The following is a 22,837-nucleotide window of genomic DNA, read 5'->3' on the forward strand; positions in this document are numbered from 1 at the left end:
TAGAAGTACTTAGATGTGTAGCGTGTTTCGTGTCATAGTACGTCAGCTAAGAAGCATTGAATACCTATAGGAGTTTTGCGTTCATAGCCTCTTTATTCTTGACGAATTTATGATACGGTGTTATAAATGATAGAGAATAAATTGTACTACTATGTCAACAGACTAAATAGTAACAATAACAACGTGTGACACACTAGGAGGTACTTCATGACAAAAGTCTCATTTAGCGAGCTTATTCCAGTCGCTCCCCTTAAAATATACGCTCATCCAAGCTGTGCTAATCTTGGAACTCTAGTAAATGATGACATTATCCACAGCAGAAATAATGATGTTTCTGAAGAAGAATGCCATGCACTCACTCGCATTGGTTATCAATCAGAAAGTTATCTACTTGATACAGAATGTCCACGATTCGGCTCAGGTGAAGCAAAAGCAAAATTAAATGAATCTGTCCGCGGAAAGGATTTATATATTCTTGCCGATGTAACGAATCATAGTGGAGAATATTTAGCATTTGGAAACAGCACATTCACTTCTCCAGATGATATCTTCCAAGATATCAAACGTATTATCTCTGCTTGTAACGGTAAACCTTACCGTACAACAGTTATTCTTCCTTATCTTTATGAAAATAGACAAAACCGTCGTAATGTTTTAGAATCACTTGACTGCGCTACGGCTTTGCAAGAACTGTCTAGTATGGGAGTGGAAAATATCATTACCTTTGATTCTCATGATCCTACTGTACAGAATTCTATTCCTATTCAAGGATTTGATAATTTCACAACCGCTTTCCAATTTATCCGTGAGATTTCCCGTACAGAAAGCGATATTATATTCGATAAAGAACATCTCATGATTGTCAGTCCAGATGATGGTGGCATGAGCCGTGCTGTATATTACGCTAACGTACTTGGTGTGGATATGGGGATGTTCTACAAGAGAAGAAACTATGCTGCTAAAGAGAATGTGGATGGCAAGAATCCTATCATTGGTATTGAATTCTTAGGAAATAGTGTAGCTGATAAAGATGTTATTGTAGTTGATGATATGATTGCAACTGGTACAAGCATTATAGAAACCGCATATGAACTTAAGAAACGACATGCAAAAAACATCTATATCGTTGCTTCTTTTGGATTATTTTCAGAAGGTCTTGAACGTTTTGATAAAGCCTATGAGGATGGTGTTATTAACCGAATCTACACAACTAATTTAGTTTATGCATCTGATGAGTTAAAGAATAAACCATATTATACAAGTGTTGACCTAAGCAAATATATCAGCTTAATCATTAACACATTAAATCATGATACCTCTGTTAACGATATATTAGTACCTACACTGCGTATACAAGAACTTTTAGCTGATATTAAGAAGTAATAAAATTCAAAAAACAGCAATAAAACTACTCACTATGTTAGTTTTATTGCTGTTTCTTCTATACTATATTCAATCCTACTCTAAAGGCGAACCGCAACATTCACATTCACTGACTTCGCCGTCGATAATCTTATTATTGCCTCCACAGTTTTTACAAACAACAATACGAGGTCCTTTCTTTTCTGGAGGTTTCTCCTCTTTTGAAGATGGTTGTTGATTTGTAATTATTGTTTGCGTTACATGTATCTGATTATATTGCCCTTGGCTTGATTGGAGTTCCTCAAATTGTTGTTGTAATGATTGTTGTTCTCCAAATACCATTTGGCTTAATGCGTCTAGGTTTAATTGTGAACTGTCATTTTGTGCTTGATTTTCTGTAAATTGTTGTTCCGTCGCATCATTTACATTTGTAGTTTCCAATATTATTTCACGTTTACTCTCATCAATATATGCACCCTCAAAAAACCCTTTATAAATCATTTCTAGTAAATCTGCATATGCTTTTTCGTAAGTGGTCGGAATAGAACTAGCAATCGTATCAATTTTTCTTACTCTGTTATTCGAAACAATAGCTATGTATTTTTTAAACCTATTGGCTTTTGTTTGTCTTCTTTTAGCAAAAACTAGCATTATTGCTCCACCAATGCCAATACAAATTCCAAAAGTTGTGAATACCGTAGTAAGTTCTTCTCCACTTTCCGACGTCTCCATACCAGATGCACCTGACACAATGTACATAACTGCTAATACAATACACACCCAACCTACTACCTTCAGTACTTTTCCGCCTCTTAAAATAGCCGCAGTATCTGTTGTAAGTTTCTTATGTAGTAGATATAAGCCAACTGGCCAAAATAATATCAATAAAAGGATTACTACTCCCCATGAAGGCGAGTTTTTCGTCTCTCTTGTCATAATTGTCTACCTTTCCATTTATTTAATAGGAGAGCCACAGTACTCGCATTCGCCTACTTCTCCCTTTGTAATTTTATTAATTCCGCCACAACTTTTACATGTAACACTTATATATTCTTCTTCTTTTTCATTTTTTTTATCTATATTAGGATTACTCGCAGTTTGTATATTGGAATATGCATTAGGAACCGTATTCTTTTTTACCCCAGCATGCGCTAATACAACTCGATTATTTGATGAATCAATATAAGCATTAACAAAATACTTTTTTATTATCATTTGTTGCAAGTTATTAATAACTACATCTTGAGAAGTACCTAAATTAAGCGCCAGATTCTCAATTGAACCAGTTGGATCCGAAGATAGCATTGTTATATAGGTTCTAAAATCAGAAATTAATTTTTTTCTTTTCCTACTTAGTATAATTAACCATATTCCTAAACCTGTAAATATAGTGCTTATAATTGATTCTTTTATCCCACTTCTGTCAACTAGTGTTAATATCGTCGACATTCCAAATATAATAATCAAGAACCATCCCACACACAGCTGTATCTTTTCTATAATCTTACTAATAACAAGTGCGCTCTTACTTTTCAACTTAAACTCCCCCTACTTTCGTTAACCTTATCTCTTGCTTTCTCTTATTAATTAGTACAAGTAATTCCGCTAATAAATCTTTAATTTCGTTATTATTTTCATCTTTATCAGCCACTTGTATTAAGATTAATTCTATCTTAGCCACCGCATTTTGAATAAGATCATCACTTGGAACAATAGTTGAAGTATCACTATAGCGCAACTCTTCTGCAATCTTTTTTAGTTCTTCAGCATATTTTTCATTTCTAATGTCCTCGCTTAAGGAGATAAGTTTATCAATTACAACAGTCAATGACGTAACTGCATTCATTGTTTTACTGTTCGAATTATGTACACTAGATGCCGTAAAATAACCAATGATAAGTACGACAAAGGCAATTCCCCATATAATTAGTTGCCATGTATAAAATCCTTTTAAACTATCAATGTCTTTACCCATATAGATACATGACACTATTATGGACTCTAACGCACCAGCACTTAACGTGAAGCCCCATACAGTTCTTAAAATAATCTGAGATATTGATTGGCTTAAGTACTCAATAAATAATAAACCACCAAAAAATACAATCTCAGCCCCTATAATAAATCCAAGATAAATACACATAAATATAGTTCTATCTTCCGTTACCAAAGTAAATAATATGACTGTGATCACTAATACTATAACACCTATAATTGAAATAGCATGTTTTCTATTCTTCATATTCTCCCCCTATTCAAACTTCTCACCACATTCTGGGCAGAATTTAGGTGATCCTTCTATGGATATTCCACACTTAGGGCAGTTTTTAGTCAATGACATACCACATTCTGGACAAAACTTAGTACCCTTTGAAATCATGTTCCCGCATCCAGAGCAGCTTATAGGTGCTTCATATCCACATTTATCACACTTAGTGGCTTCATCAGGCATATCATAACCGCACTGTGGACATGGATTATATTTATTGCCGCATTCAGGACAAAACTTCATATTCTTAATGAGTTTAGCACCGCAATTGCTACATTTAACATCAGAATTCTTATCATCTTTTCCCGTATCTTCAGTGTCAAACCCACATGTACCACAGAAACGCTGGTCTTTCTTCATAGCTGTATGACACTTTGGACACTCCCTATACTTATTTGCATCACGATTACTTGTATTAATTTCTCCTGAAATAGATCCAAATGCATTCCCTACGGAACCACCAAGTCCTACACCCATTCCAAGCCCAAGCCCCGCTCCCATAATTGGTGCTGATGATGAACCTGTATTCTTAGCTGCGCCTTCTAATGTATCAAAAGATCTTTCCTGTTGATAATTGTATCCAATAATGTTCATCTCGGCACGTTTTGCTAGTGCATCTTTTAATTTGATTACAGCAGAATCATCCTCTGGAATACTAAGATCGTTCACATAGAAATTAACAAGATTGATACCATACTCTTTCATAGTAGGTTCAATACGTTCTTTCATAAAAGTTGATAACTCATCAATATATGCATTTATTTCAAGTACACTGACTTGGTTATGTATTAAATATTGAGATACGGCATCTTTCACTTTTGTGATATATAACCCTCTAAAGAATTTGACAATACTGTTTTTATCAAGAACAGAGAGTGTACCAACCAATTTAATTAAGAATTTCTTGGAATCTTCTACATGGATTCCAAAAACACCATTAGAGCGGACCGGGATAAATACTCCGTATTTTGGATCTTGAATCTGAATCGGTGATGCGGTTCCCCATTTTATATCCAATGAATATACTTTGTTAATAAACCACACCTCTGCGGTAAATGGTGAGCGTCCTCCAAATGGTAGATTCACTAGATTATTAAGGATTGGTATATTAGCCGTATCTAGTGTATGCCTTCCGCTTCCAAACACATCAAGTGCTTTTCCACCTTTCACTAATATAGCTTCTTGAGATTCATTAACGATTAATTGTGTCCAAGTACCTAACTCCTCACTTGGATACTTCCATGCAAATACGTCTGGACCTCCATTGTATTTAATAACTTCAACTATTGCCATAATGCCTCCTAAAGATATATATATTACCTATAATTTTAATTTTTATGTAATTTTTACTATATAAATCCATAATTAGTTTAACATTATCTTACACGTATTTCAATCTTATTTTCGTCATATTTCTTATAATAGTTATAAAAAAACAACTTTTTCTAGCTTCGTACCATCTATGAATATGTATTTTCACAAAATGGTATTCAGCGTAAAAAAGTTGTTCGTTTGGTTGTGTATTTATTCTTTAGAAAGAAATGCAGCTAGATTTCCACGCATTCCCTTTGAGGCACGATGTGAGAAAAATACTTCATGATTACAACAAGTGCAGATATTAGAATTCGTTATACTTTCTCTTGGTATTCCTGCTTCCACACAATTTGTTATATTAGCTAACCATAAGTCTAATTGATACTTTCCGTCCGTCTTCTTTTCTAATAAGGTATCTGCAATTTCCTTAGGATATGCTTTCATAAATTCTGTAGCTACATCTTCACTAATTTCATAGCAGTCCCTACAGATAGATGGTCCAATTACAGCAATTACATCTTCTGGATTAGTACCAAATTCCTCACTCATAACCTTTATCGTGTGAACAGCCATCTTATTCACGGTTCCCTTCCAGCCCGAATGAGATAGTCCAATTACTTTATTCTTAGCGTCTACAAAATACAAAGGTACACAATCAGCATAATACGTAACAAGGGGAATATTTGAACATTCCGTAATCAAACCATCAATTCCTACTAGCTCTCTTGGATAACGATACCCTCTTCCTCGATCTTTTTCTGTAACAACATATATCTTCGTATCATGTACTTGGTCTGAAAATACTAAGTCATTAGGGTCAATATGAATTGCTTTACAGATTCTGCGGAAATTTTCTCGAACATTTTCTTCTTCATCACCTCTTGAAAAACTAAGATTCATCGATGATAGATGTTCTTTACTAACACCGCCAAGGCGAGTTGAAAAACAATGTTTAATATAAGGTAACTTATCTAATACTGGATATGTAACATATCCCACCTCTCCATCAAAATGCAATTCTCCTGCTTTTTGACCTTCTGCATTATAGGTAATATCACTTACTTGATTTTTGTATTTATATTTTAATTGTATGTCTTTCATAGCTACTCCATTCTATAAACTGTTTTCGGTCATACCTCAGTATTATATCATTTTTTTCATGGATTTACTACTGGCCCTCTTCTTGTTTTGGCAATGTTACCGTAAAACGGCTTCCCTGTTCTTCAGTACTTTCTGCTTGTACCGTTCCTCCATGTGCCGTTACGATAGACTTAACGATTGCAAGTCCGATTCCGGCTCCGCCACTTTTTCTATTACGAGACTTATCCGTGCGGTAAAAACGCTCGAAAACAAGAGATAATTCATGTCTAGGAATACCGATCCCATCATCTTCAACTACAAAAATACTACTGTTATGTGTGTCCTTTACCTCTATACGGATGTTTCCGTTTTCCTGTGTATATTTAATCGCATTGGAAAGTATATTTGCCATCACTTGACTTATTCGGTCTTTATCGGCATGTACAAACGAGGATTCTCCTTCTATCACGCTCGAAATGTTTTTCTTTTTCGCTTCTATCTCATATTTGTTATAACAAGAATGTGCAATATCCATTAAATCTACATAGGATTTATTAAGTATCAGATTATCACTTTCTGTTTTAGCTAGTCGTTCCAAATCAGCCACTAATCCTGTAAGCCTGTCGATTTCCTCGTAACAACTTTGTAGTCTTTTAGTACTTGGTTCCCACACCCCTTCTATCATTGCTTCCAGATGAGAAGCAAGTGTTGTAAGCGGGGTACGAAGTTCATGCGCAACATCTACTGTTAGACGTTTTCTCAGATTTTCCTGCTCGGCAAGTCCATCTGTAAGACAATTGATAGCAGCTGCAAGTTCATCCAGTTCTTTTAATTTTGTCTTGCCTTCAAATCGTATAGAATAATTTCCCTCTGAAATTCGCTTCGCAATATACACCGTTTTTCCTATCGGCCGTGTAATTCGCAAAGCTAAAATACTGCCAATTATCAAAGATAATATTAAGGATATTCCCCCAATAATCAAAAGAACCATATTTAAGGTATCTAAAAAATAAAAATCACTTTCTGTTAAAAAGAATGGACCGTAATAGCTGATAACCATATATCCTATTGTTTCGCCATTCATGGTAAGATCATAATTATGAGAAACAAATTCTCCACTGACATCCGGCCGTTTCTCTTCCATTCGCTCTGTTATCTCATGCATAACTTGTGTGCACTTAGCCATGTCATGATTTTGTGCATCCCAGACTACTTCGTCATTACGATCATAGATTTTGACAATGTAGCCGTCATATAATGCATACATACCCATACCGTGAATATATTCAATATTCCATTCCTTGGTCTCACTGTTATATTGATTATTAAAATTATCTACGATATTATCAGCTTTCATTTTCTCTTGCCTTGCTATGTGTTTTTCAAATTCTCGATTAATAATCAGATTTGACAGTATACAAATAACAGTTATGGTAAACAACACAGTCATCATGATTGTAAGAGATAATTGTGTCCGCAATTTACGCATTTTTATTCCCCTCCAAACTTATAACCTATCCCATGAATTGTAAGAACGTATACAGGGGATTTAGGATCATCTTCAAGTTTTTGCCGGAGATTTTTAATATGACTGTCAACAGCTCTGTCATATCCGTCAAAATTGCTTCCTAATGCAGTTTCTATCAATTCCCCACGGGTGAACACCTTACCAGGATATTTAATTAATGCCGCTAATATTTTCAGTTCATTTGGAGTCAGATTTACAATCTTCTGACCTTTCTTAACAATATTTTTTGCAAAATCGATATACAAATCGCCCTCATTCCATGAGTTTTTTATTGTCAATGGAGTTAGATCATCACTAGATCTACGAAGTACTGTTTCTTTTCGTGCATGCTATTCTTTAAGGGTGATCGGTTTTGTAATATAATCATCTGCTCCAATTCCGAGTCCATTAAGCAAATTGTTTTCGTCTGCTTTAGCTGTTAACATAATAATAGGAACTCTTGATTGTTTTCTTAAGGTTTGGCACACTTCCTCACCGGAAATCCCTGGCATCATAAGATCCAGAACAACTAAGGCTATATTTTCTTGTCCAAAAACTTTCAACGCCTGATGGCCATTTTCAGCAGTAAAAATGCAATATCCACGATTTTCGAGGAAAGAAGAAACTACCTCAAGGATTTTTGGTTCATCATCCACTATTAAAATATTTTTATTCTCTTTTTTCACTCTCGTTCACCTCTTAATCATTAACTTTGCCAGGCAACTATAGATATTTCACCTATAATAAACGCCAGAAAGGGGAAACTGCTAATGCTGCAGTTTCCCTCCTTACTAATCAACTATATCATAACCTTGATCTTCAATTTCAAACTTAATCTTATCAATAGATGCTATTTCAGGATTATAGGTTACCTCTACCAATCCTTCGGATAATTCTACAGATACAGTTTCTATACCTGGCAATGCACCTACTGCATTATTAACCGCCTTGACACAATGCTCACAAGACATTCCATCTACCTTTAATATTGTTTTTTCCATGTGTTACCTCCATTATTATCATTTTATTAGGCAATTTCGAAACTCTTTGCAGTTCATAAAGAAATATAATTTTATTTCAAGTCAAAAGGTTTCAATAATTTATCTACCTCTGTTTGCTTTCCGTCCACATGCACTTTTACTTTACCAAATACCCAGCCTTCAATTGCATTAGGGTCTACACCCGCATTTATAAATGGTTCTGGATTCAAGACAAACACGATATCTTTGTCATTTGAGCTCATATCCTTCGCCCATTCAAACATGTTACCATCACCAAGATTGACACCATAATGTCCCATCTCCATATGATATGCGATAGCGTCTCGCTTTATATCTACTATCTGTTCATATGATCTCAACGGCGTAGGTTCGTTAGAGTATGTCGGCTTGTCGTTGCCAAACTCTGTCCCCACTATAAGTGTATTTTCAGAATATGTAATGTTATCTGGTAGCTTCTCAACATCTAAGCCCGCATCGATAAACGGCTGTGCATCAATTAATAGCATTGTATCATAAAGTGAACTTTCACTCCAATCTTTACTCCATACAAACCCCACCGTTTCGTCTGGTGCTGTCAACTTCCAACCATTATTGTTCTCGTCGAATTGCACATATGCTGGTATTGTATTCAAAATATCTTCAAACGAGGTTATTGATCCATTTCCTACTACATCAAGAGAGTCAGTAAGTTTAGAGCAGGCAGTTGCTGAAAACAAGAATACTGCAGCAATTCCTAAGAAGGTTATCTTTTTTAATTTATTCATTCCCTTACCTTCCTTTCTCCATATGTAGGCTTAAATTTCCTTAGACGCAGTGCATTTGTAAGTACTGATACCGAACTAAGACTCATTGCGGCAGCGCCTATAATTGGATTAAGTAATGGTCCGCCAAATAAATGTAAGACTCCAGCGGCAACCGGGATACCCACAGTATTATAGCCAAATGCCCAAAATAAGTTCTGCCTAATATTATAGATTGTTTTTTTGCTAAGTTCAATGGCTGCAGGCACATCCATCAAATCACTGTGCATTAACACAATATCAGCCGATTCTATGGCAACGTCTGTTCCAGAACCAATGGCAATACCAATATCAGCCTGAGCAAGTGCTGGAGCATCGTTAATTCCGTCCCCCACCATTGCTACCTTACGGCCTTCATTTTGTAATTTCTTCACCTCATTGGATTTATCTTGTGGTAGTACCTCTGCTAAAACTCTGTCGATTCCAACCTGTTTTGCAATGGCTGCAGCGGTTTTTTTGTTATCTCCCGTAATCATAGCAACCTCAATGCCCATCTTATGAAGACTCTCTATTGCAGCCTTGCTGGACTTCTTTACTACATCAGCTACCGCTACAATGCCAGCCAGTTTTTCATTAATGGCTATATACATAGGTGTTTTTCCTTCCTCTGCCAACCTATCTGAGTCGTCTTCAAGTTCTGCCAAAGATATCCCTCGCTCTTCCATTAGCTTACGATTTCCAGCAAGAATGATCCGTCCATCTATAGATGCTTCAATTCCACGCCCAGTGAGTGATTCAAAGTTGTTGACCTTTAATATTTCCAAGCCTTTATCCTTAGCACCTTGTACAATTGCTTGCCCTAGTGGATGTTCAGAACTATTTTCAGCTGACGCTGTAATTTGTAATAGATTATCAGCGAGTATACCTTGTGTTGTCAAAATGTCGGTTACGGTAGGTTTACCTTCTGTAATTGTACCAGTTTTATCAAATACAATGGTATTGATTTTATGTGCCGTCTCTAACGCCTCACCACCCTTGATTAAGATTCCATTCTCTGCTCCTTTACCAGTACCAACCATGATAGCCGTTGGCGTTGCTAGACCAAGTGCACATGGACAAGCAATAACTAGCACGGAAATAAAAATAGTCAATGCAAATTCCAAGTCCCTTGTTCCGATATACCATGCAATCCCTGCTATAACCGCAATAGCACATACAATCGGTACAAAGTAACCAGATACAACATCTGCTAGATGTGCGATTGGCGCTTTCGAACCTTGCGCATCTTCTACCAACTTGATAATCTGTGCCAGTGCTGTGTCGCTACCAATCTTCTCCGCACGAAACTGTATGATCCCAGTGGTGTTTAGTGAAGCCGCATATACCGTGTCGCCAGATTTTTTATCAACTGGCATACTCTCACCTGTCAACATGGATTCATCAATAGCTGTATAACCGTCAATTACTGTACCATCAACTGGTATTTTGGAACCAGGTTTTACAATAATAATATCACCTATTTCTACCTCGTCAATTGGGATTTCTTTTTCTATCCCTTGATATATGATTATGGCCGTCTTAGGTGCAAGGCCCATCAGTTTCTTAATTGCCTCGCTAGTTCTACCTTTGGAAACTGCCTCCAAAGATTTACCTAGTAAAATTAATGTGATAATGACACCCGCGGTTTCATAATATAACGCATCCACGGCGTTAAAATTACCATTTGTGATTTGCCATGTATTATATAAGCTGTAAAGAACAGCTGCTGAAGTACCAATGGCAATCAGCGAGTCCATATTAGGACTTCGTTGTATAAGAGATTTATATCCAATGGTATAGAACTTATATCCCACACAGATAACAGGAATTACTAAAATAAGTTCTACCAGTGCATAGATCAATGGATAGTTCATAGGATCAAGTGCATCTGGAAAAGGAAGTCTTACCCAAGTAATCATTGGTGCCATAGCTATATACAAAAGTGGTAGTGCAAATACTGCTGAAATAATAAACTTCGTCCACAAAGTTTTAATTTCCTTTTGCTTACGCTTTCTGTCCTCATCTACTGTGTCAGTTTTGGAAGATGCTGTTTTTTCCACTACTTCATAGCCGATTTTTGTAACAGCTTCCTTAATCATATCCAGATTGACGGTATCGTTGTATTCAATAAATAACTTCTCACTTGCTAAATTTACCGAAGCCTGGCCAACACCGGAAAGTTTAGTAACTGTTTTCTCTATTCGTTTCGCACAGGCTGCACAAGTCATTCCCCTAATGCTTAATACTTGGTTTTCCATCTTGAGTCACCTCATTCTTTCAAATGTATTAATAACCTACTTTCCAATTCTCAAATATTCCTGTTGATTCTTTTAAGAAGTCATATGAAATTGATATATTATCGTCATCTACTGTTTTCTTTTCATCAAAGATAGGCCAAGGATTACAACCACCAGATTCCAATTCTACTTGATCCGTGGCAAACTGATTGCCACAATTTTGGCATATCAATGCATCACCACTTTGCTCATAATACCCACGTCCCGAAGAATAACAGATTTGGCAAGTATTAAAAGCAGTGCGGATTGTGCCATCAGATGCTTTCACTGCAATAACCTCTAAATCTACACCATCAACTTCAACAGGATAAAAAGAGACCTGATCAGAAACTTCATCAATTGGAATTACAAGTTCTTCCCCTGAAGAAACTACTTCCGTATTTACAGAAGATTTGCTGGTGCTTTCTGCTTGATTTTCTTTTCGATTACAACCTGCAAGACCTACAATAACAATTACCATTAGTGTTACACTCAACAGTAAGCGAATTTTTTTATTAATTATTTTTATCATTTTTCTTCTCCTCTTATGAATTTGAATTGCTATCTAGCTTATTATTATCAGCTGTTTCATTTTTTCCAGATTTATCCCGTAGAAGAAATGTTGCGATGATAATACCTACAGCTGGTAGTATACAGTGCCAATGACTTAGTAAAAAACTCATGAACGTGTCTCCTTTATGATTAATTAATCGGGATTCTATTATCAAAAGGTCTAGATTAAAGTTACTGATGAATAATCGAAAATATTTATTCATTTATTAACTTTCTTATACTTGTTCTTTAATAAAGTAGACAAGCAAAACTCTTAACAATGTAAAATTGCTTCTTAGCTGACGTACTATGACTAAGAAACGATAGCGAAACAACTATAGTACTTCTTAGTGTGTACTGAGTAACCTAGGAAGGCGAGGCATGGATGCCGAAGCCAGCCTGAGCTGAGGCAGGATGCCGAATCGAAGGCGGTTCCGTATCATTTGATTACCCTACCGTACAGACTTAGAAGTACTTAGCTGTGCAGCGTGTTTCGTGTCATAGTACGTCAACTAAGAAGCTATTAATATGTAGCTAGAGTTTTGCATTCATATACCTTTTTCTCACGAATCACCATCCGTCACGGTTATTGTTCCGCGAATCATCCCCATCCAACAGCTATATTGATAAGTGCCTACTTTTGTTGGCGTAAACTCAATGATATTTTCGCCACTTTCGAATTGGTACTCAATACCATACTCATTAATATAGATCATATAGTTGCAACCGTTAATACTTCCTTCTGGCGCATCGATTTCCCACTTTACAGGTATTCCTTCCTTAACGGTAATTGAAGGATAATTTCCTGGTGAAAGTGTGCTGTTAACTACCTGAACGCCTTCTTCCATAGCGACGTTTGTTTCATCTAGTCCACCACTTGAAGTTGCTGATATAGATGGCAAACCAGCTAAACTCCAGCCCTGTGAAAACATGGATAAACCGAGTACAGCAACCAAAACAGCACCCACCGTCATAACTTTCTTCGTGTACTTTTTACTCAATACTGTGCTAAGCGCGCCAAGTCCAAACATTAAAGGAACAGTTCCAAGACTAAAAAGCAACATGGATAAGGCGCCTGTGATAGGGTTTCCTGTAGACAAGGCATAGATCTGCATAGCCTGTAAGGGACCGCATGGCATTAAACCATTCAATAAACCCACAATAAACGAGCTTTTACTTTTATATTTTTGTGTATTAATCTTACGTGTAAAAAACTTCGGCATTCGTGGGTTTAGTCTTCGCAACCAAGAGAAAATACCAAGCATATTGATTCCCATAATCACCATGAACGCACCTGTTACCAGTTTTAATCCCCCTTGTGCAGTATTTGAAAAAGTAATTACAGATCCAAGTGCACCTACAATAAAACCTACGATTGTATAGGAGATAACTCGACCAAGGTTATACAAAAATGCAGGACGTAATGTAGAGAAGTGTCCATCTTCCTTAGTTTTCTCGATTTGGGGTATACATTGTGAAAGATTAATCCCCCCACACATAGCAACACAATGAACCGATGTGATAAGTCCGATCACAAACATCATACCGTATCCCATATTGGTCTGAGCCAACTGACTCGGTACCAATAGATTTAGTATAGCTGTTTGCTGTATCAGTATATAAAGCGAAATGATTATAATAAGTATACCTGCAGTACGCCTTGAATTTAAAACATTCTGTGTATCTTCAATTACATCATAGTCCAGTCTTTTTATGACCGAAATTATGTCTCTTAATGATATAATATCCGTATCATATGTAACCTGTGCCGTTCCACTATTATAGCTTACATCTGCTTTTTTTATACCAGCTGTATTGTGTAGCTTTTTCTGAATTTTATTTTGACAGTTCACACATGTCATACCGGTGATACGCAAATTTTTCGTCTTTACATTTGTATCCACATAGAGCAACCTCCTTTACTTGATAATATGAATTTATCAAAAAGATTTGTAGATAATATGTAGATAAAAAAAGAAGTAAATAAAAAACAACTTTTGTAGCTGTGTTCCATATATGAAGATGTGTATTCTCACATATGATATTCAGCATAAAAGTTGTTCTTGTACTAAGACTTACTTTGTAATTACAATTGTCTTATCTATTAACTTATTGTTTTCTGTAAGGAAACTATTTAATTGTATTCGTTCTTTGGATATATCTATAATTATATAAGAAGTTAAATTTTCTTGAGAACGTGCACTTACATAATCCTGCTTGTTTTCCATTAATTTATAGTATTTACTTCCTGATGAAGAGTTCGCTGTAATAAACAAAATGCCCTTATCACTAGTATACTGCACGATATCCTTACACGCCTTTGCATATAGCTGTATCATAAGTTCATTTTTTCGTTTCATAATGGAATAACGATTTGTAAATACCGATAATTTCCTAACATTCATCTCTAATACAGAAATCTTTTTACTTGAAAGTCCAGACCCTTGATTCATCTCCATATGTTGATTAACCACAGCAGTAGAATCAGTAAAATTTCCTGCCACAACGATATTCTTATTATATCTCGTATCCTCATCTTCAATAAATGCTCTAGCATAGGTATGATCATGCCCAGTCAAAACTAAATCAATATCATATTGACGAAGGATTGGAAGTAACTTTGTTCGAAGTGATAGGATGTTCTGGTCATTAGAATGTTCACCCGATCCAAAGATGTCTTGATGCATAGTAACAATTCTCCATCTAACATTTTTGTTTCTACTTAGTGCATCTTTCATGAATTTATCGTGCTCTTCTACAGCCTCATTATTGGTATTCAACATCAAGAATAAGGTATCTCCATAAGTAAAATAGTAGTCTTCTCCCGCATAGGTAGCTCCATAGCCTGTATTACTATTGGGATTATTGAAATGATAACTATAATTTCCGCTTAGACAATCATGATTTCCGATTGTTGTAGCTACTGGAATATTACGTAGCAATTCCGGTAATAAATACCCCGCATATTCGATTTCATTTTTATTAAATATTTTATAATTTTCATATGAATCACTAAGGTTCCTGCTTTGTATTTGATCACCTGCAGTAACAATAAAACTTAGATTCTTAGCATGGTTATATGCTGCTTGTAAGGTGCTATTCCAATTAAAACTATCATTGCATACCGCTCTTTCTTGCCCTTGTACTATACGCTCGCCTTCCGGAATATTATCAAATGAAGATCCAATTTGAGGATCCCCAACGAATACAAACTGGAAGTTTGATGTATCTCTCTTTTGAATCTCATATGCTTTTGACCAATTTCCATCTACCGTATAACTATAATAATAAGTCTTATTGGAACTCAGATTCGTTGCAACTGCATGATTATAATAAAATCCCTTCGTTGCTTCCTTCGTGGTAACTACTAGATTGTCTGCATCCTTTAACTGATCATTATCCGCTATACGAATCTGGGATTCACCTTCCGTAGAATACCAAGAGAAATTAATCTCAGATTCGTCTTTCCCTGGTGTTAATGTCATCTGTATTGGACTTTTCTTACACTGTTCCCACTGATTACACCATGATTCCCAGGCTCCATTAGCTGCTGCATCTGTCTTCTTTGCCTCTGTCCAATCATCATTGCCAGCGGCAAACCCCACAACTACTGCACTCCATACACTAAGACATAGAATAGCCATTACTTTTAAAGCTTTCATCTTCTTATGCAAAGTCATCAGATCCTTCCTATATATCAAATGCATTTTGGATTAGTGATACTTCGCTTCCTTGAATCGCTACAACATCAAATCTGCATGGTATATCATCTGCATAGCCATGACGATACAAATAATATCTAGCTGTCTTAATAATGGATTGTATCTTTCCATAATTCACTGCTTCTGCTGCAAATCCTAGTTTTTGATCTTTTCGATATTTCACTTCTATGAACACAAGGTAGTTAGCATCTCTTGCTATAATATCAATTTCTCCATTTCTACTAAAAAAATTCATTTCAACAATAGAATATCCTTGATCAATCAGATACGCAGCTGCTATTTGTTCTTTCTCTGAACCAATCCTTCTCTTATTATACTCCCTCACACATTTCCTCCACCTTAATCCTTATCCATGTTCCTATCCGCCATAACTTTTCCTTTGATTCGGTCCATATTATCAACAAATACGAGAATCTCAGCAACAACACTATATAATTCAGGAGGAATATATTCGCCTATATCTAACTTTGATAACGTATTGGCTAATTTGCTATCCTTATGTATAGGCACATCTTCTTCCTGCGCTTTACCAATAATCTTATCTGCAAGATATCCATGACCTGTCGCAATTACTTTTGGTGCTTTTTCCTCAGGTGTATACGATAACGCAACTGCTGTTCTATTTTTATGATTCGGATTTTTTTGTTCTTCATTATTAAAGTTCATACTAATAAAATACTCCTTTCAAAGTCCTGATACACACTATGCTCTTACGTCAAAAGAATAGCGTTTTAATACACCTTCGTTACTTGCTTCTTCAAACAATTCCTGTATTCCTTGTTCCTTTGCCTCTTTCTTACTAGCCGATGCCGTGAAGAAATATCCTTTTTCTTTTAAATTATCTTCAAGTTCCGGCAAATGTTCTCTTACTATTTCATAAGCTTCTTCATCTGATAATGTAAATGTTGCATTGATACGATAATCCTGTGTTTTAATCATTATGTCCATATCTCCTAAAGATTCCATATCAAGATGCAAAAATAAACTCATATTCTTTGATGAAGTGGAGGCTTTTTTCTTATTGCAATATACGTATAGATCACTATGTTTTAATTGACCTTGTAATTTCAGTGGAATCTGTGCGTATAGCAAATCAAATGCATTATTTTGGCTCTTTGCCTGCTCCATCTGCTTATTTAACTGATTTGTAAACTCTAGATTTTGAGAGGCTAACTGTAACGCTTGTTGCAACTGATCTTTGGTTGCTGGATTCTGAATGGTGATATCTTTAAACGCTTCCAGCTGCTGTTCCATACGTTGACTTACCTGTTTCAAGCTTTCTGCATGGAACTCTTCCGGCTTGATTCCCCAACTGTTAGTTAGTTCTTTTGTAACAACCTCTGCAAGTTGTTCTCTTACAGTCTTTAACATTGTCTGCGATTCCACTTCTTGAAGCAATGAGCTCAATTGTAAACCATCAGAATTCTTTGTCTGATTGGACGTTACAATCGTATCAAGCAGTTGTTCTACTGCTTGATAATCCCCATTCATATAAGCATCACCCACTGTATCTGACAACACTTGAATAACCTGTTGTAAATTAGAAGAAAAATCAGATTTTTCTCCTAAGAACACATTCCACAATTCTATGTTCGTATTCGTTAATGGCATATTATTTCTAGCCATATCAACAAATTGCGATAACTCTACATCCGGATATCGCAATGATGCTGATATGAATGTAGTTATTGTTTGCTTATCTACAGCCATTCCATGTTCTAACAATGTATTAACAATATCAATATTTTTATCTGTTGCAGCTAGGCCCGCTGCATCTAAAGCCTTATAAATCGCACCATCAGATAGATTACCAATCTGTTCATGATAAGGAGCTATCGTAACTTGTTTTCCTGTATTCTCACGTATTACAAACTTTAAGGTTTCTCCTATACAGATATTTACCATATCTTGAAATTTAGCCTGTACTGTCTGCTGATCAACTTGTATGGAAACTTGATTATTACGAATATCAACCACAGTACCTTGAAACACTTGCCCTGTTGAAAGTTGTCCTAAAGAAGCATTACCATTATTATTTGCATATGCCTTATTTGATATTCCTTGAAGTGAATGTAAGGATAACGAATTGTTTGCTCCTTTACCACTACCTACTTGATACGATTGCGACGAATAATCCATACCCTTACCTCCTTTACCATAAAGTATATGATTAACTCATACTTTCCATAAAAAACTTCATATAGGCGTTACCTACTCCTTGAAGTCTTCAAGTGCGAAGTTTGAGTTATGAAATAAAATTACCTATAAATGAATGTCTATGAATAGGTGTCGGTCCTTCTTCTTTTAAAGTCTTAATATGCTCGCTAGAACCATATCCTTTATTACTTGCAAAACCATAACCAGGAAATAACGTATCATAATCAACCATCATTCTATCTCTTGTAACTTTAGCTACAATACTTGCTGCTGCTATAGAAGCACTTTTTGCATCTCCTTTGATGATTGGAACTTGTTTGATATCCACATCTGGTATGGTTACCGCATCATTAAGAAGTAAATCTGGCTTTACTTCTAATTTACTAATAGCAATTCTCATAGCCTCATAGGTTGCTTGTAAGATATTAATATCGTCGATAACACTTGGAGGAACGACTCCAATTCCAACTGCAACCGCCTTCTCCATGATTATATCATATAATTCTTCTCTCTTCTTCTCACTAACTTGTTTCGAATCATTAAGATAAAGTATTTCCTCATCTACAGGAAGTATAACCGCACAAGCAACTACCGGTCCTGCTAAAGGTCCTCTCCCCACTTCATCAATTCCACAGATTGCATGAAACTCTTCAGCGTATTGTCTTTCATAGTTTCGCATCTCAAAGGAGCGCTGTCTTTCCTTTTCAAGCTTCTCTTTTTCTTTATCATATTTGACGATTAATTTAACGACACCACTTCTAGTATCATCTCTGTATTGATTCAGTACTACATCTATGTTAGAGATATCGGCTAACTCTAATTCCTTCTTTATATCTGCGATTTTCTTTTCCATATCTATATAAATTCTCCTCCTGATTACCTACCTAATTGAATTCGAGTTTCAAAAAAATCCAGTTTCTTACTCACATTAAGTCAATTAAGACGCAAATCTATGCAACTTTTAACTCTCGAATCCAAATTTAGGGTAATTACGAAATACTTTTCTTTCATATTGTAACACATTAAGTCTTGTCTTTCTATAACTGTTCAAACTTCCAAGCGTGGTATCGCTGAATTGTAAATCTTTCATCGAGGACATAAGCGTAGCGCCATAAAACAACAAAAGACCACAGGAAAGATGTAACATCTCTCCAATGATCTTGTCTTATAATATTTCTAATTACTTATTCTCTTCTTTTACTTCTTCTACTACATCATCTGTTTCCTCTTTCTCTTCGAAAACAGGGAATTCTAAAGTAACTCTACCGATTCTACCATTTCTAAAATCGTCTACTACGATACTAGCTGCTTTATCTAAATCTGGTAAATCACCTTTTTGTTTGCAACCACGTTTTATAGCAATATCTGTTAGAGTTGCAAGTGGATCTTCTGACTCTTCAATTTCGTACTTATTAGCTAACATTCCTTTATAATGCTCTTGTAAGAATTTGATTAATTCAAGTGATAATTCTGTTATATTAAGAATTTCTTCTTTGATAGAGCCAATATACGCTAGTCTAAGACCAACCATTTGATCCTCAAATTTAGGCCATAAGATACCTGGTGTATCTAGTAACTCTACATTCTTATTCAAACGAATCCATTGCTTACCTTTCGTAACACCTGGCTTGTTACCAGTTTTCGCACAAGCTCTTCCAGCAAAACTATTAATGAAGGTTGATTTACCTACGTTAGGGATACCTACTACCATGGCACGAACAGGACGGTTGATAATACCTCTCTTACGATCTCGTTCGATTTTTTCCTTACATGCTAGTTGGATTACTTCATGAACATGCTTAACGCCTGCACCGCTCTTAGAATTAACAAGTGCTACGAAGAAACCTTTTTCTTCAAACCAAGTTTTCCAAGCATTGGTTTGTTGTTGACTTGCTAAATCATGTTTATTCAATAGAATAATTCTTGATTTATTCTTTGCTATTTGATCAATATCAGGGTTCTTACTACTTAACGGGATTCTTGCATCTACTAATTCGATGACTACATCAATTAGTTTAATATCCTCCTGCATCATACGTTTTGCTTTCGTCATATGACCCGGGTACCATTGAAAATGCATATCTCTTACCTCTTACTTTCTGTATCATAACTATTTATGGACTATGCCATAAATTATTCTTTTGTTTCTTCTTTTGTTTCTTCTGACGTTTCAATTACAGGATTAAGTTCATTGACAAAATTGAATGGCTTCAAGCGAATCCATGCTTTTCCTATAATATCATCAAATACTACATTACCAATATTAGCGAAACGACTATCTTCACTAAGATTACGGTTATCTCCAAGTACAAAATACTCTTTATCTTCTAAGGTTATTGGCTCTGAAGCTAAACCAGGATTATTAATTGCTTCAACAACAGATTTTTCTTTGATTGGCTCATCATTAATATAGACAACTCCATCTTTAATCTGTACTGTCTCTCCTGGCAAACCGATAATTCTCTTTATATTATAATAGCTGTGCTCTCTTCCGCTTTGTTTGAATACAATAACATCAAATCTCTCCGGCTTTGAGAAACGATACGCAAGTTTGTTGATAATCAACTTATCTCCCTCTTGCAAAGTTGTTTCCATAGATTCACTAACTACTGTTGTCTTCTCAACTGCATATTTCACGAGAAAATACGCTAACAGAATAACTGCTATAATCTCTACAGTCCATATTATAATTTCTTTTATTATTTTTTTTCTTTTCTTTACTGCTTCATACGAATAGAAATTATAATTCATAGATCTCAACCTCATCTCTAACATACTCACTAATTAAAATAAGTTAAAAGGGACAATATACAATATGTACTTGTCCCTTCTTTTTGTTTTAATTATTTAACTAATTCTTTAACTTTAGCAGCTTTACCAATTCTATCACGTAAGTAGTTAAGTTTAGCTCTTCTTACTTTACCATATCTAACAACTTCGATTTTTTCAACGATTGGTGAATGTAATGGCCAAGTCTTTTCTACACCGATTCCGTTAGAAGCTTTTCTTACTGTGAAAGTTTCTCTTGAGCTTCCGTTTTGTCTCTTTAATACTGTACCTTCAAAAACCTGAGTTCTTTCACGATTACCTTCTTTTACTTTAGCGTATACTTTAACAGTATCACCTACATTAAATTCAGGTACTTCTGCCTTTAATTGAGCAGCTTCGATATTTTTAATAATTTCGTTCATTTGTGGACCTCCTTCAATATTTAGATGTTCTTAATACACTCCGTAACAGAGGAACACCCTTTTCATCTCACAACGACTTATTTTATCATATAATTTTGCACGATGCAAGGTATATTTTAAATTATTGACAAAATTTAATGAGCTAATATTTCTATTCCAGTCTCGGTAACAAGCAGCATATATTCCCATTGTGCAGATGGCATTCCATCTTCTGTATAAATGGTCCAACCATCTTCATCATCTTGGAAAACCTCTTCTCCACCCATATTAACCATAGGCTCAATCGTGAAAATCATACCAGGTACTAATAACATATCAGTTCCTCTTTGTCCGATATGACTTACCCAAGGTTCTTCATGGAATTCAAGACCTACCCCATGTCCCCCAATTTCTCTAACAACTGTATATCCATGTTTCTTAGCATGTTCATTAATAACATAACCAATATCGCCAAGGAATCCCCATGGCTTAACTTCTTTCACACCTAATTCAAGACATTCTTTCGTTACTTCCACTAGTTTTTTCTTTTCTTCACTTACATCACCAATGCAATACATACGAGAAGAATCTCCAAAGTAACCATCTACAATTGTAGAAACGTCAACATTTACAATATCTCCACTTACTAGTTTGCGATCAGGACTTGGAATACCATGACAAACAACTTCATTAATTGATGTACACACACTCTTTGGATATCCTTGATAACCAAGTGGTGCTGGAATTCCTCCTAATTCTTTCGTAAATTTATTAACAAGCTCATTAAGCTCTTCTGTTGTTACGCCTTCTTTTACGTATGGCTCTAACTGGTCAAGAATCATGGTATTAATCTTACCTGCTTTACGGATTCCTTCGATTTGTTCTGGTGTCTTAATAATATCTCTTGGAGGTACTATAGCCCCTTGTTCTTCAAAAGCCGCAATCTTTTCATCAAAGGCAAGATGACAACTCTTATACTTCTTATTACTTCCACACCAACATAGATCATTTCTACCTAATTTCATTTTTATTCTTCTTTCTTTAATTAATATAATTAACAAGTTTTCTCTTTAAGTGCCTAACTAGACATCTTATACTTTATTAGAAACCAATCCAGATATTACAAGCTTTATAATAATATCACAGATTACATTCCATTCGTCCTTCTTCATTTGAATAACAAGCTTATTTTCTTCTTCAAGATAGTTTACTGTACTTAACAACTGATTCTTACACATTCCCATAACAGACTGACAATATAAAGCTAGATATTCTAGCTCAATATCCTGACGTACATGTTTCATCTGTATCAACTGCTTAAGAATTGGTTTAATAATTTGTTCTTTGAATTCATTGTTTAACTTCTCTATATGCATGCGAATCTCAGATTCTTGTTCATTCTTCGAGGCAAACAAGAAGCATACTTCAGCTTGATAACTCTCAATGACATTCCAGATTATTTCTTTGATTTCTACTGCAATTACATCAAGACTCCCATCACCTTGTATGTAATTTTGCAACTGCATCTTCAATGATGTTTTAATCATAGAATATACATAATCAGTTAGATAGATATAGAATTCTTTCTTATCTTCAAAATACTGGTACATACTTCCTTTTGAAACAGTTGCATTCTTTGCTATAGTTC

General features: G+C 35.4%; 25 protein-coding genes. 1 reads left to right on the forward strand and 24 read right to left on the reverse strand.

Features of this window, described 5'->3' with window-relative positions; all coding sequences use genetic code 11:
* Window positions 1-207 precede the first annotated feature (207 nt).
* Window positions 208-1,383: a ribose-phosphate pyrophosphokinase gene (locus ACW2QF_RS05640; RefSeq protein ID WP_455715020.1), complete on the forward strand. Its 1,176-nt coding sequence runs from the start codon at window positions 208-210 to the stop codon at window positions 1,381-1,383.
* Between the two features lie 75 nt (window positions 1,384-1,458).
* On the opposite strand, the gene ACW2QF_RS05645 is transcribed toward ACW2QF_RS05640, so the two are convergent.
* From ACW2QF_RS05645 to ACW2QF_RS05760, 24 genes are all read right to left on the reverse strand, one after another.
* Window positions 1,459-2,298 carry a hypothetical protein gene (locus ACW2QF_RS05645; protein ID WP_455715021.1) on the reverse strand — a complete coding sequence of 280 codons (840 nt, stop codon included), beginning with the start codon at window positions 2,296-2,298 and terminating at the stop codon, window positions 1,459-1,461.
* A gap of 18 nt (window positions 2,299-2,316) precedes the next feature.
* Window positions 2,317-2,898, reverse strand: coding sequence for a hypothetical protein (locus ACW2QF_RS05650; protein WP_455715022.1), 582 nt, complete (start codon window positions 2,896-2,898; stop codon window positions 2,317-2,319).
* Window position 2,899: 1 nt separating this feature from the next.
* A complete protein-coding gene (locus ACW2QF_RS05655; RefSeq protein WP_455715023.1) occupies window positions 2,900-3,604 on the reverse strand; it encodes a hypothetical protein in 705 nt (234 codons plus the stop codon).
* 9 nt (window positions 3,605-3,613) lie between these two features.
* Window positions 3,614-4,924 (reverse strand): SPFH domain-containing protein, encoded by a 1,311-nt coding sequence (locus ACW2QF_RS05660; protein ID WP_455715024.1) that lies wholly within the window; start codon window positions 4,922-4,924, stop codon window positions 3,614-3,616.
* A gap of 231 nt (window positions 4,925-5,155) precedes the next feature.
* On the reverse strand, window positions 5,156-6,046 hold the full coding sequence (pgeF, locus tag ACW2QF_RS05665) for a peptidoglycan editing factor PgeF (RefSeq protein ID WP_455715025.1): 891 nt from the start codon (window positions 6,044-6,046) through the stop codon (window positions 5,156-5,158).
* Window positions 6,047-6,113: 67 nt separating this feature from the next.
* Window positions 6,114-7,514 (reverse strand): sensor histidine kinase, encoded by a 1,401-nt coding sequence (locus tag ACW2QF_RS05670; RefSeq protein WP_455715026.1) that lies wholly within the window; start codon window positions 7,512-7,514, stop codon window positions 6,114-6,116.
* A 2-nt stretch (window positions 7,515-7,516) separates the two neighbouring features.
* Entirely contained in the window at window positions 7,517-7,798 is a 282-nt protein-coding gene (locus ACW2QF_RS05675) for a winged helix-turn-helix domain-containing protein (RefSeq protein ID WP_455715027.1), read from the reverse strand.
* Window positions 7,799-7,882: 84 nt separating this feature from the next.
* The gene (locus ACW2QF_RS05680; RefSeq protein WP_455715028.1) at window positions 7,883-8,218 is read right to left on the reverse strand and encodes a response regulator; all 336 of its coding nucleotides are present in this window, start codon (window positions 8,216-8,218) and stop codon (window positions 7,883-7,885) included.
* A 105-nt stretch (window positions 8,219-8,323) separates the two neighbouring features.
* Window positions 8,324-8,533: a copper chaperone CopZ gene (gene copZ / locus ACW2QF_RS05685; protein ID WP_455715029.1), complete on the reverse strand. Its 210-nt coding sequence runs from the start codon at window positions 8,531-8,533 to the stop codon at window positions 8,324-8,326.
* Between the two features lie 71 nt (window positions 8,534-8,604).
* Entirely contained in the window at window positions 8,605-9,297 is a 693-nt protein-coding gene (locus ACW2QF_RS05690) for a hypothetical protein (RefSeq protein ID WP_455715030.1), read from the reverse strand.
* Window positions 9,294-11,570 (reverse strand): heavy metal translocating P-type ATPase, encoded by a 2,277-nt coding sequence (locus tag ACW2QF_RS05695; RefSeq protein WP_455715031.1) that lies wholly within the window; start codon window positions 11,568-11,570, stop codon window positions 9,294-9,296. The genes ACW2QF_RS05690 and ACW2QF_RS05695 overlap by 4 nt, the downstream gene beginning before the upstream one ends.
* A 28-nt stretch (window positions 11,571-11,598) precedes the next feature.
* Window positions 11,599-12,120 (reverse strand): DUF2318 domain-containing protein, encoded by a 522-nt coding sequence (locus ACW2QF_RS05700; RefSeq protein WP_455715032.1) that lies wholly within the window; start codon window positions 12,118-12,120, stop codon window positions 11,599-11,601.
* Window positions 12,121-12,133: 13 nt separating this feature from the next.
* The gene (locus ACW2QF_RS05705; RefSeq protein WP_455715033.1) at window positions 12,134-12,271 is read right to left on the reverse strand and encodes a hypothetical protein; all 138 of its coding nucleotides are present in this window, start codon (window positions 12,269-12,271) and stop codon (window positions 12,134-12,136) included.
* A 432-nt stretch (window positions 12,272-12,703) separates the two neighbouring features.
* Window positions 12,704-14,044, reverse strand: a complete 1,341-nt coding sequence (locus ACW2QF_RS05710) for an urease accessory protein UreH domain-containing protein (RefSeq protein WP_455715034.1) — start codon at window positions 14,042-14,044, stop codon at window positions 12,704-12,706.
* Window positions 14,045-14,215: 171 nt separating this feature from the next.
* Window positions 14,216-15,820 (reverse strand): metallophosphoesterase, encoded by a 1,605-nt coding sequence (locus ACW2QF_RS05715; RefSeq protein ID WP_455715035.1) that lies wholly within the window; start codon window positions 15,818-15,820, stop codon window positions 14,216-14,218.
* 10 nt (window positions 15,821-15,830) lie between these two features.
* On the reverse strand, window positions 15,831-16,187 hold the full coding sequence (locus ACW2QF_RS05720; RefSeq protein WP_455715036.1) for a YraN family protein: 357 nt from the start codon (window positions 16,185-16,187) through the stop codon (window positions 15,831-15,833).
* 14 nt (window positions 16,188-16,201) lie between these two features.
* A complete protein-coding gene (locus ACW2QF_RS05725) occupies window positions 16,202-16,528 on the reverse strand; it encodes an EscU/YscU/HrcU family type III secretion system export apparatus switch protein (protein ID WP_455715037.1) in 327 nt (108 codons plus the stop codon).
* Window positions 16,529-16,564: 36 nt separating this feature from the next.
* Entirely contained in the window at window positions 16,565-18,001 is a 1,437-nt protein-coding gene (gene fliK / locus ACW2QF_RS05730; RefSeq protein WP_455715038.1) for a flagellar hook-length control protein FliK, read from the reverse strand.
* Between the two features lie 106 nt (window positions 18,002-18,107).
* The gene (locus ACW2QF_RS05735; protein ID WP_455715039.1) at window positions 18,108-18,872 is read right to left on the reverse strand and encodes a ribonuclease HII; all 765 of its coding nucleotides are present in this window, start codon (window positions 18,870-18,872) and stop codon (window positions 18,108-18,110) included.
* Between the two features lie 327 nt (window positions 18,873-19,199).
* Window positions 19,200-20,099, reverse strand: a complete 900-nt coding sequence (gene ylqF, locus ACW2QF_RS05740) for a ribosome biogenesis GTPase YlqF (protein WP_455715040.1) — start codon at window positions 20,097-20,099, stop codon at window positions 19,200-19,202.
* Window positions 20,100-20,152: 53 nt separating this feature from the next.
* Window positions 20,153-20,770: a signal peptidase I gene (lepB, locus tag ACW2QF_RS05745; protein ID WP_455715041.1), complete on the reverse strand. Its 618-nt coding sequence runs from the start codon at window positions 20,768-20,770 to the stop codon at window positions 20,153-20,155.
* 92 nt (window positions 20,771-20,862) lie between these two features.
* Window positions 20,863-21,210: a 50S ribosomal protein L19 gene (gene rplS / locus ACW2QF_RS05750; RefSeq protein WP_455715042.1), complete on the reverse strand. Its 348-nt coding sequence runs from the start codon at window positions 21,208-21,210 to the stop codon at window positions 20,863-20,865.
* 134 nt (window positions 21,211-21,344) lie between these two features.
* Complete coding sequence (locus ACW2QF_RS05755) at window positions 21,345-22,214, reverse strand: methionyl aminopeptidase (protein ID WP_455715043.1); 870 nt, start codon at window positions 22,212-22,214, stop codon at window positions 21,345-21,347.
* Window positions 22,215-22,280: 66 nt separating this feature from the next.
* On the reverse strand, window positions 22,281-22,837 hold a 557-nt coding region (locus ACW2QF_RS05760; protein WP_455715044.1), incomplete at its 5' end, for a TetR/AcrR family transcriptional regulator.

It is taken from the genome of Anaerosporobacter sp., from assembly GCF_965301125.1.

Bases quoted from the DNA above. Each gene is read 5' to 3' on its own strand.
- ACW2QF_RS05640 (WP_455715020.1), top strand. From the start codon at position 208: ATGACAAAAGTCTCATTTAGCGAGCTTATTCCAGTCGCTCCCCTTAAA.
- ACW2QF_RS05645 (WP_455715021.1), bottom strand. From the start codon at position 2,298: ATGACAAGAGAGACGAAAAACTCGCCTTCATGGGGAGTAGTAATCCTT.
- ACW2QF_RS05655 (WP_455715023.1), bottom strand. From the start codon at position 3,604: ATGAAGAATAGAAAACATGCTATTTCAATTATAGGTGTTATAGTATTA.
- ACW2QF_RS05660 (WP_455715024.1), bottom strand. From the start codon at position 4,924: ATGGCAATAGTTGAAGTTATTAAATACAATGGAGGTCCAGACGTATTT.
- pgeF (WP_455715025.1), bottom strand. From the start codon at position 6,046: ATGAAAGACATACAATTAAAATATAAATACAAAAATCAAGTAAGTGAT.
- ACW2QF_RS05670 (WP_455715026.1), bottom strand. From the start codon at position 7,514: ATGCGTAAATTGCGGACACAATTATCTCTTACAATCATGATGACTGTG.
- copZ (WP_455715029.1), bottom strand. From the start codon at position 8,533: ATGGAAAAAACAATATTAAAGGTAGATGGAATGTCTTGTGAGCATTGT.
- ACW2QF_RS05690 (WP_455715030.1), bottom strand. From the start codon at position 9,297: ATGAATAAATTAAAAAAGATAACCTTCTTAGGAATTGCTGCAGTATTC.
- ACW2QF_RS05695 (WP_455715031.1), bottom strand. From the start codon at position 11,570: ATGGAAAACCAAGTATTAAGCATTAGGGGAATGACTTGTGCAGCCTGT.
- ACW2QF_RS05700 (WP_455715032.1), bottom strand. From the start codon at position 12,120: ATGATAAAAATAATTAATAAAAAAATTCGCTTACTGTTGAGTGTAACA.
- ACW2QF_RS05705 (WP_455715033.1), bottom strand. From the start codon at position 12,271: ATGAGTTTTTTACTAAGTCATTGGCACTGTATACTACCAGCTGTAGGT.
- ACW2QF_RS05715 (WP_455715035.1), bottom strand. From the start codon at position 15,820: ATGACTTTGCATAAGAAGATGAAAGCTTTAAAAGTAATGGCTATTCTA.
- ACW2QF_RS05725 (WP_455715037.1), bottom strand. From the start codon at position 16,528: ATGAACTTTAATAATGAAGAACAAAAAAATCCGAATCATAAAAATAGA.
- fliK (WP_455715038.1), bottom strand. From the start codon at position 18,001: ATGGATTATTCGTCGCAATCGTATCAAGTAGGTAGTGGTAAAGGAGCA.
- ACW2QF_RS05735 (WP_455715039.1), bottom strand. From the start codon at position 18,872: ATGGAAAAGAAAATCGCAGATATAAAGAAGGAATTAGAGTTAGCCGAT.
- ylqF (WP_455715040.1), bottom strand. From the start codon at position 20,099: ATGCATTTTCAATGGTACCCGGGTCATATGACGAAAGCAAAACGTATG.
- lepB (WP_455715041.1), bottom strand. From the start codon at position 20,770: ATGAATTATAATTTCTATTCGTATGAAGCAGTAAAGAAAAGAAAAAAA.
- rplS (WP_455715042.1), bottom strand. From the start codon at position 21,210: ATGAACGAAATTATTAAAAATATCGAAGCTGCTCAATTAAAGGCAGAA.
- ACW2QF_RS05755 (WP_455715043.1), bottom strand. From the start codon at position 22,214: ATGAAATTAGGTAGAAATGATCTATGTTGGTGTGGAAGTAATAAGAAG.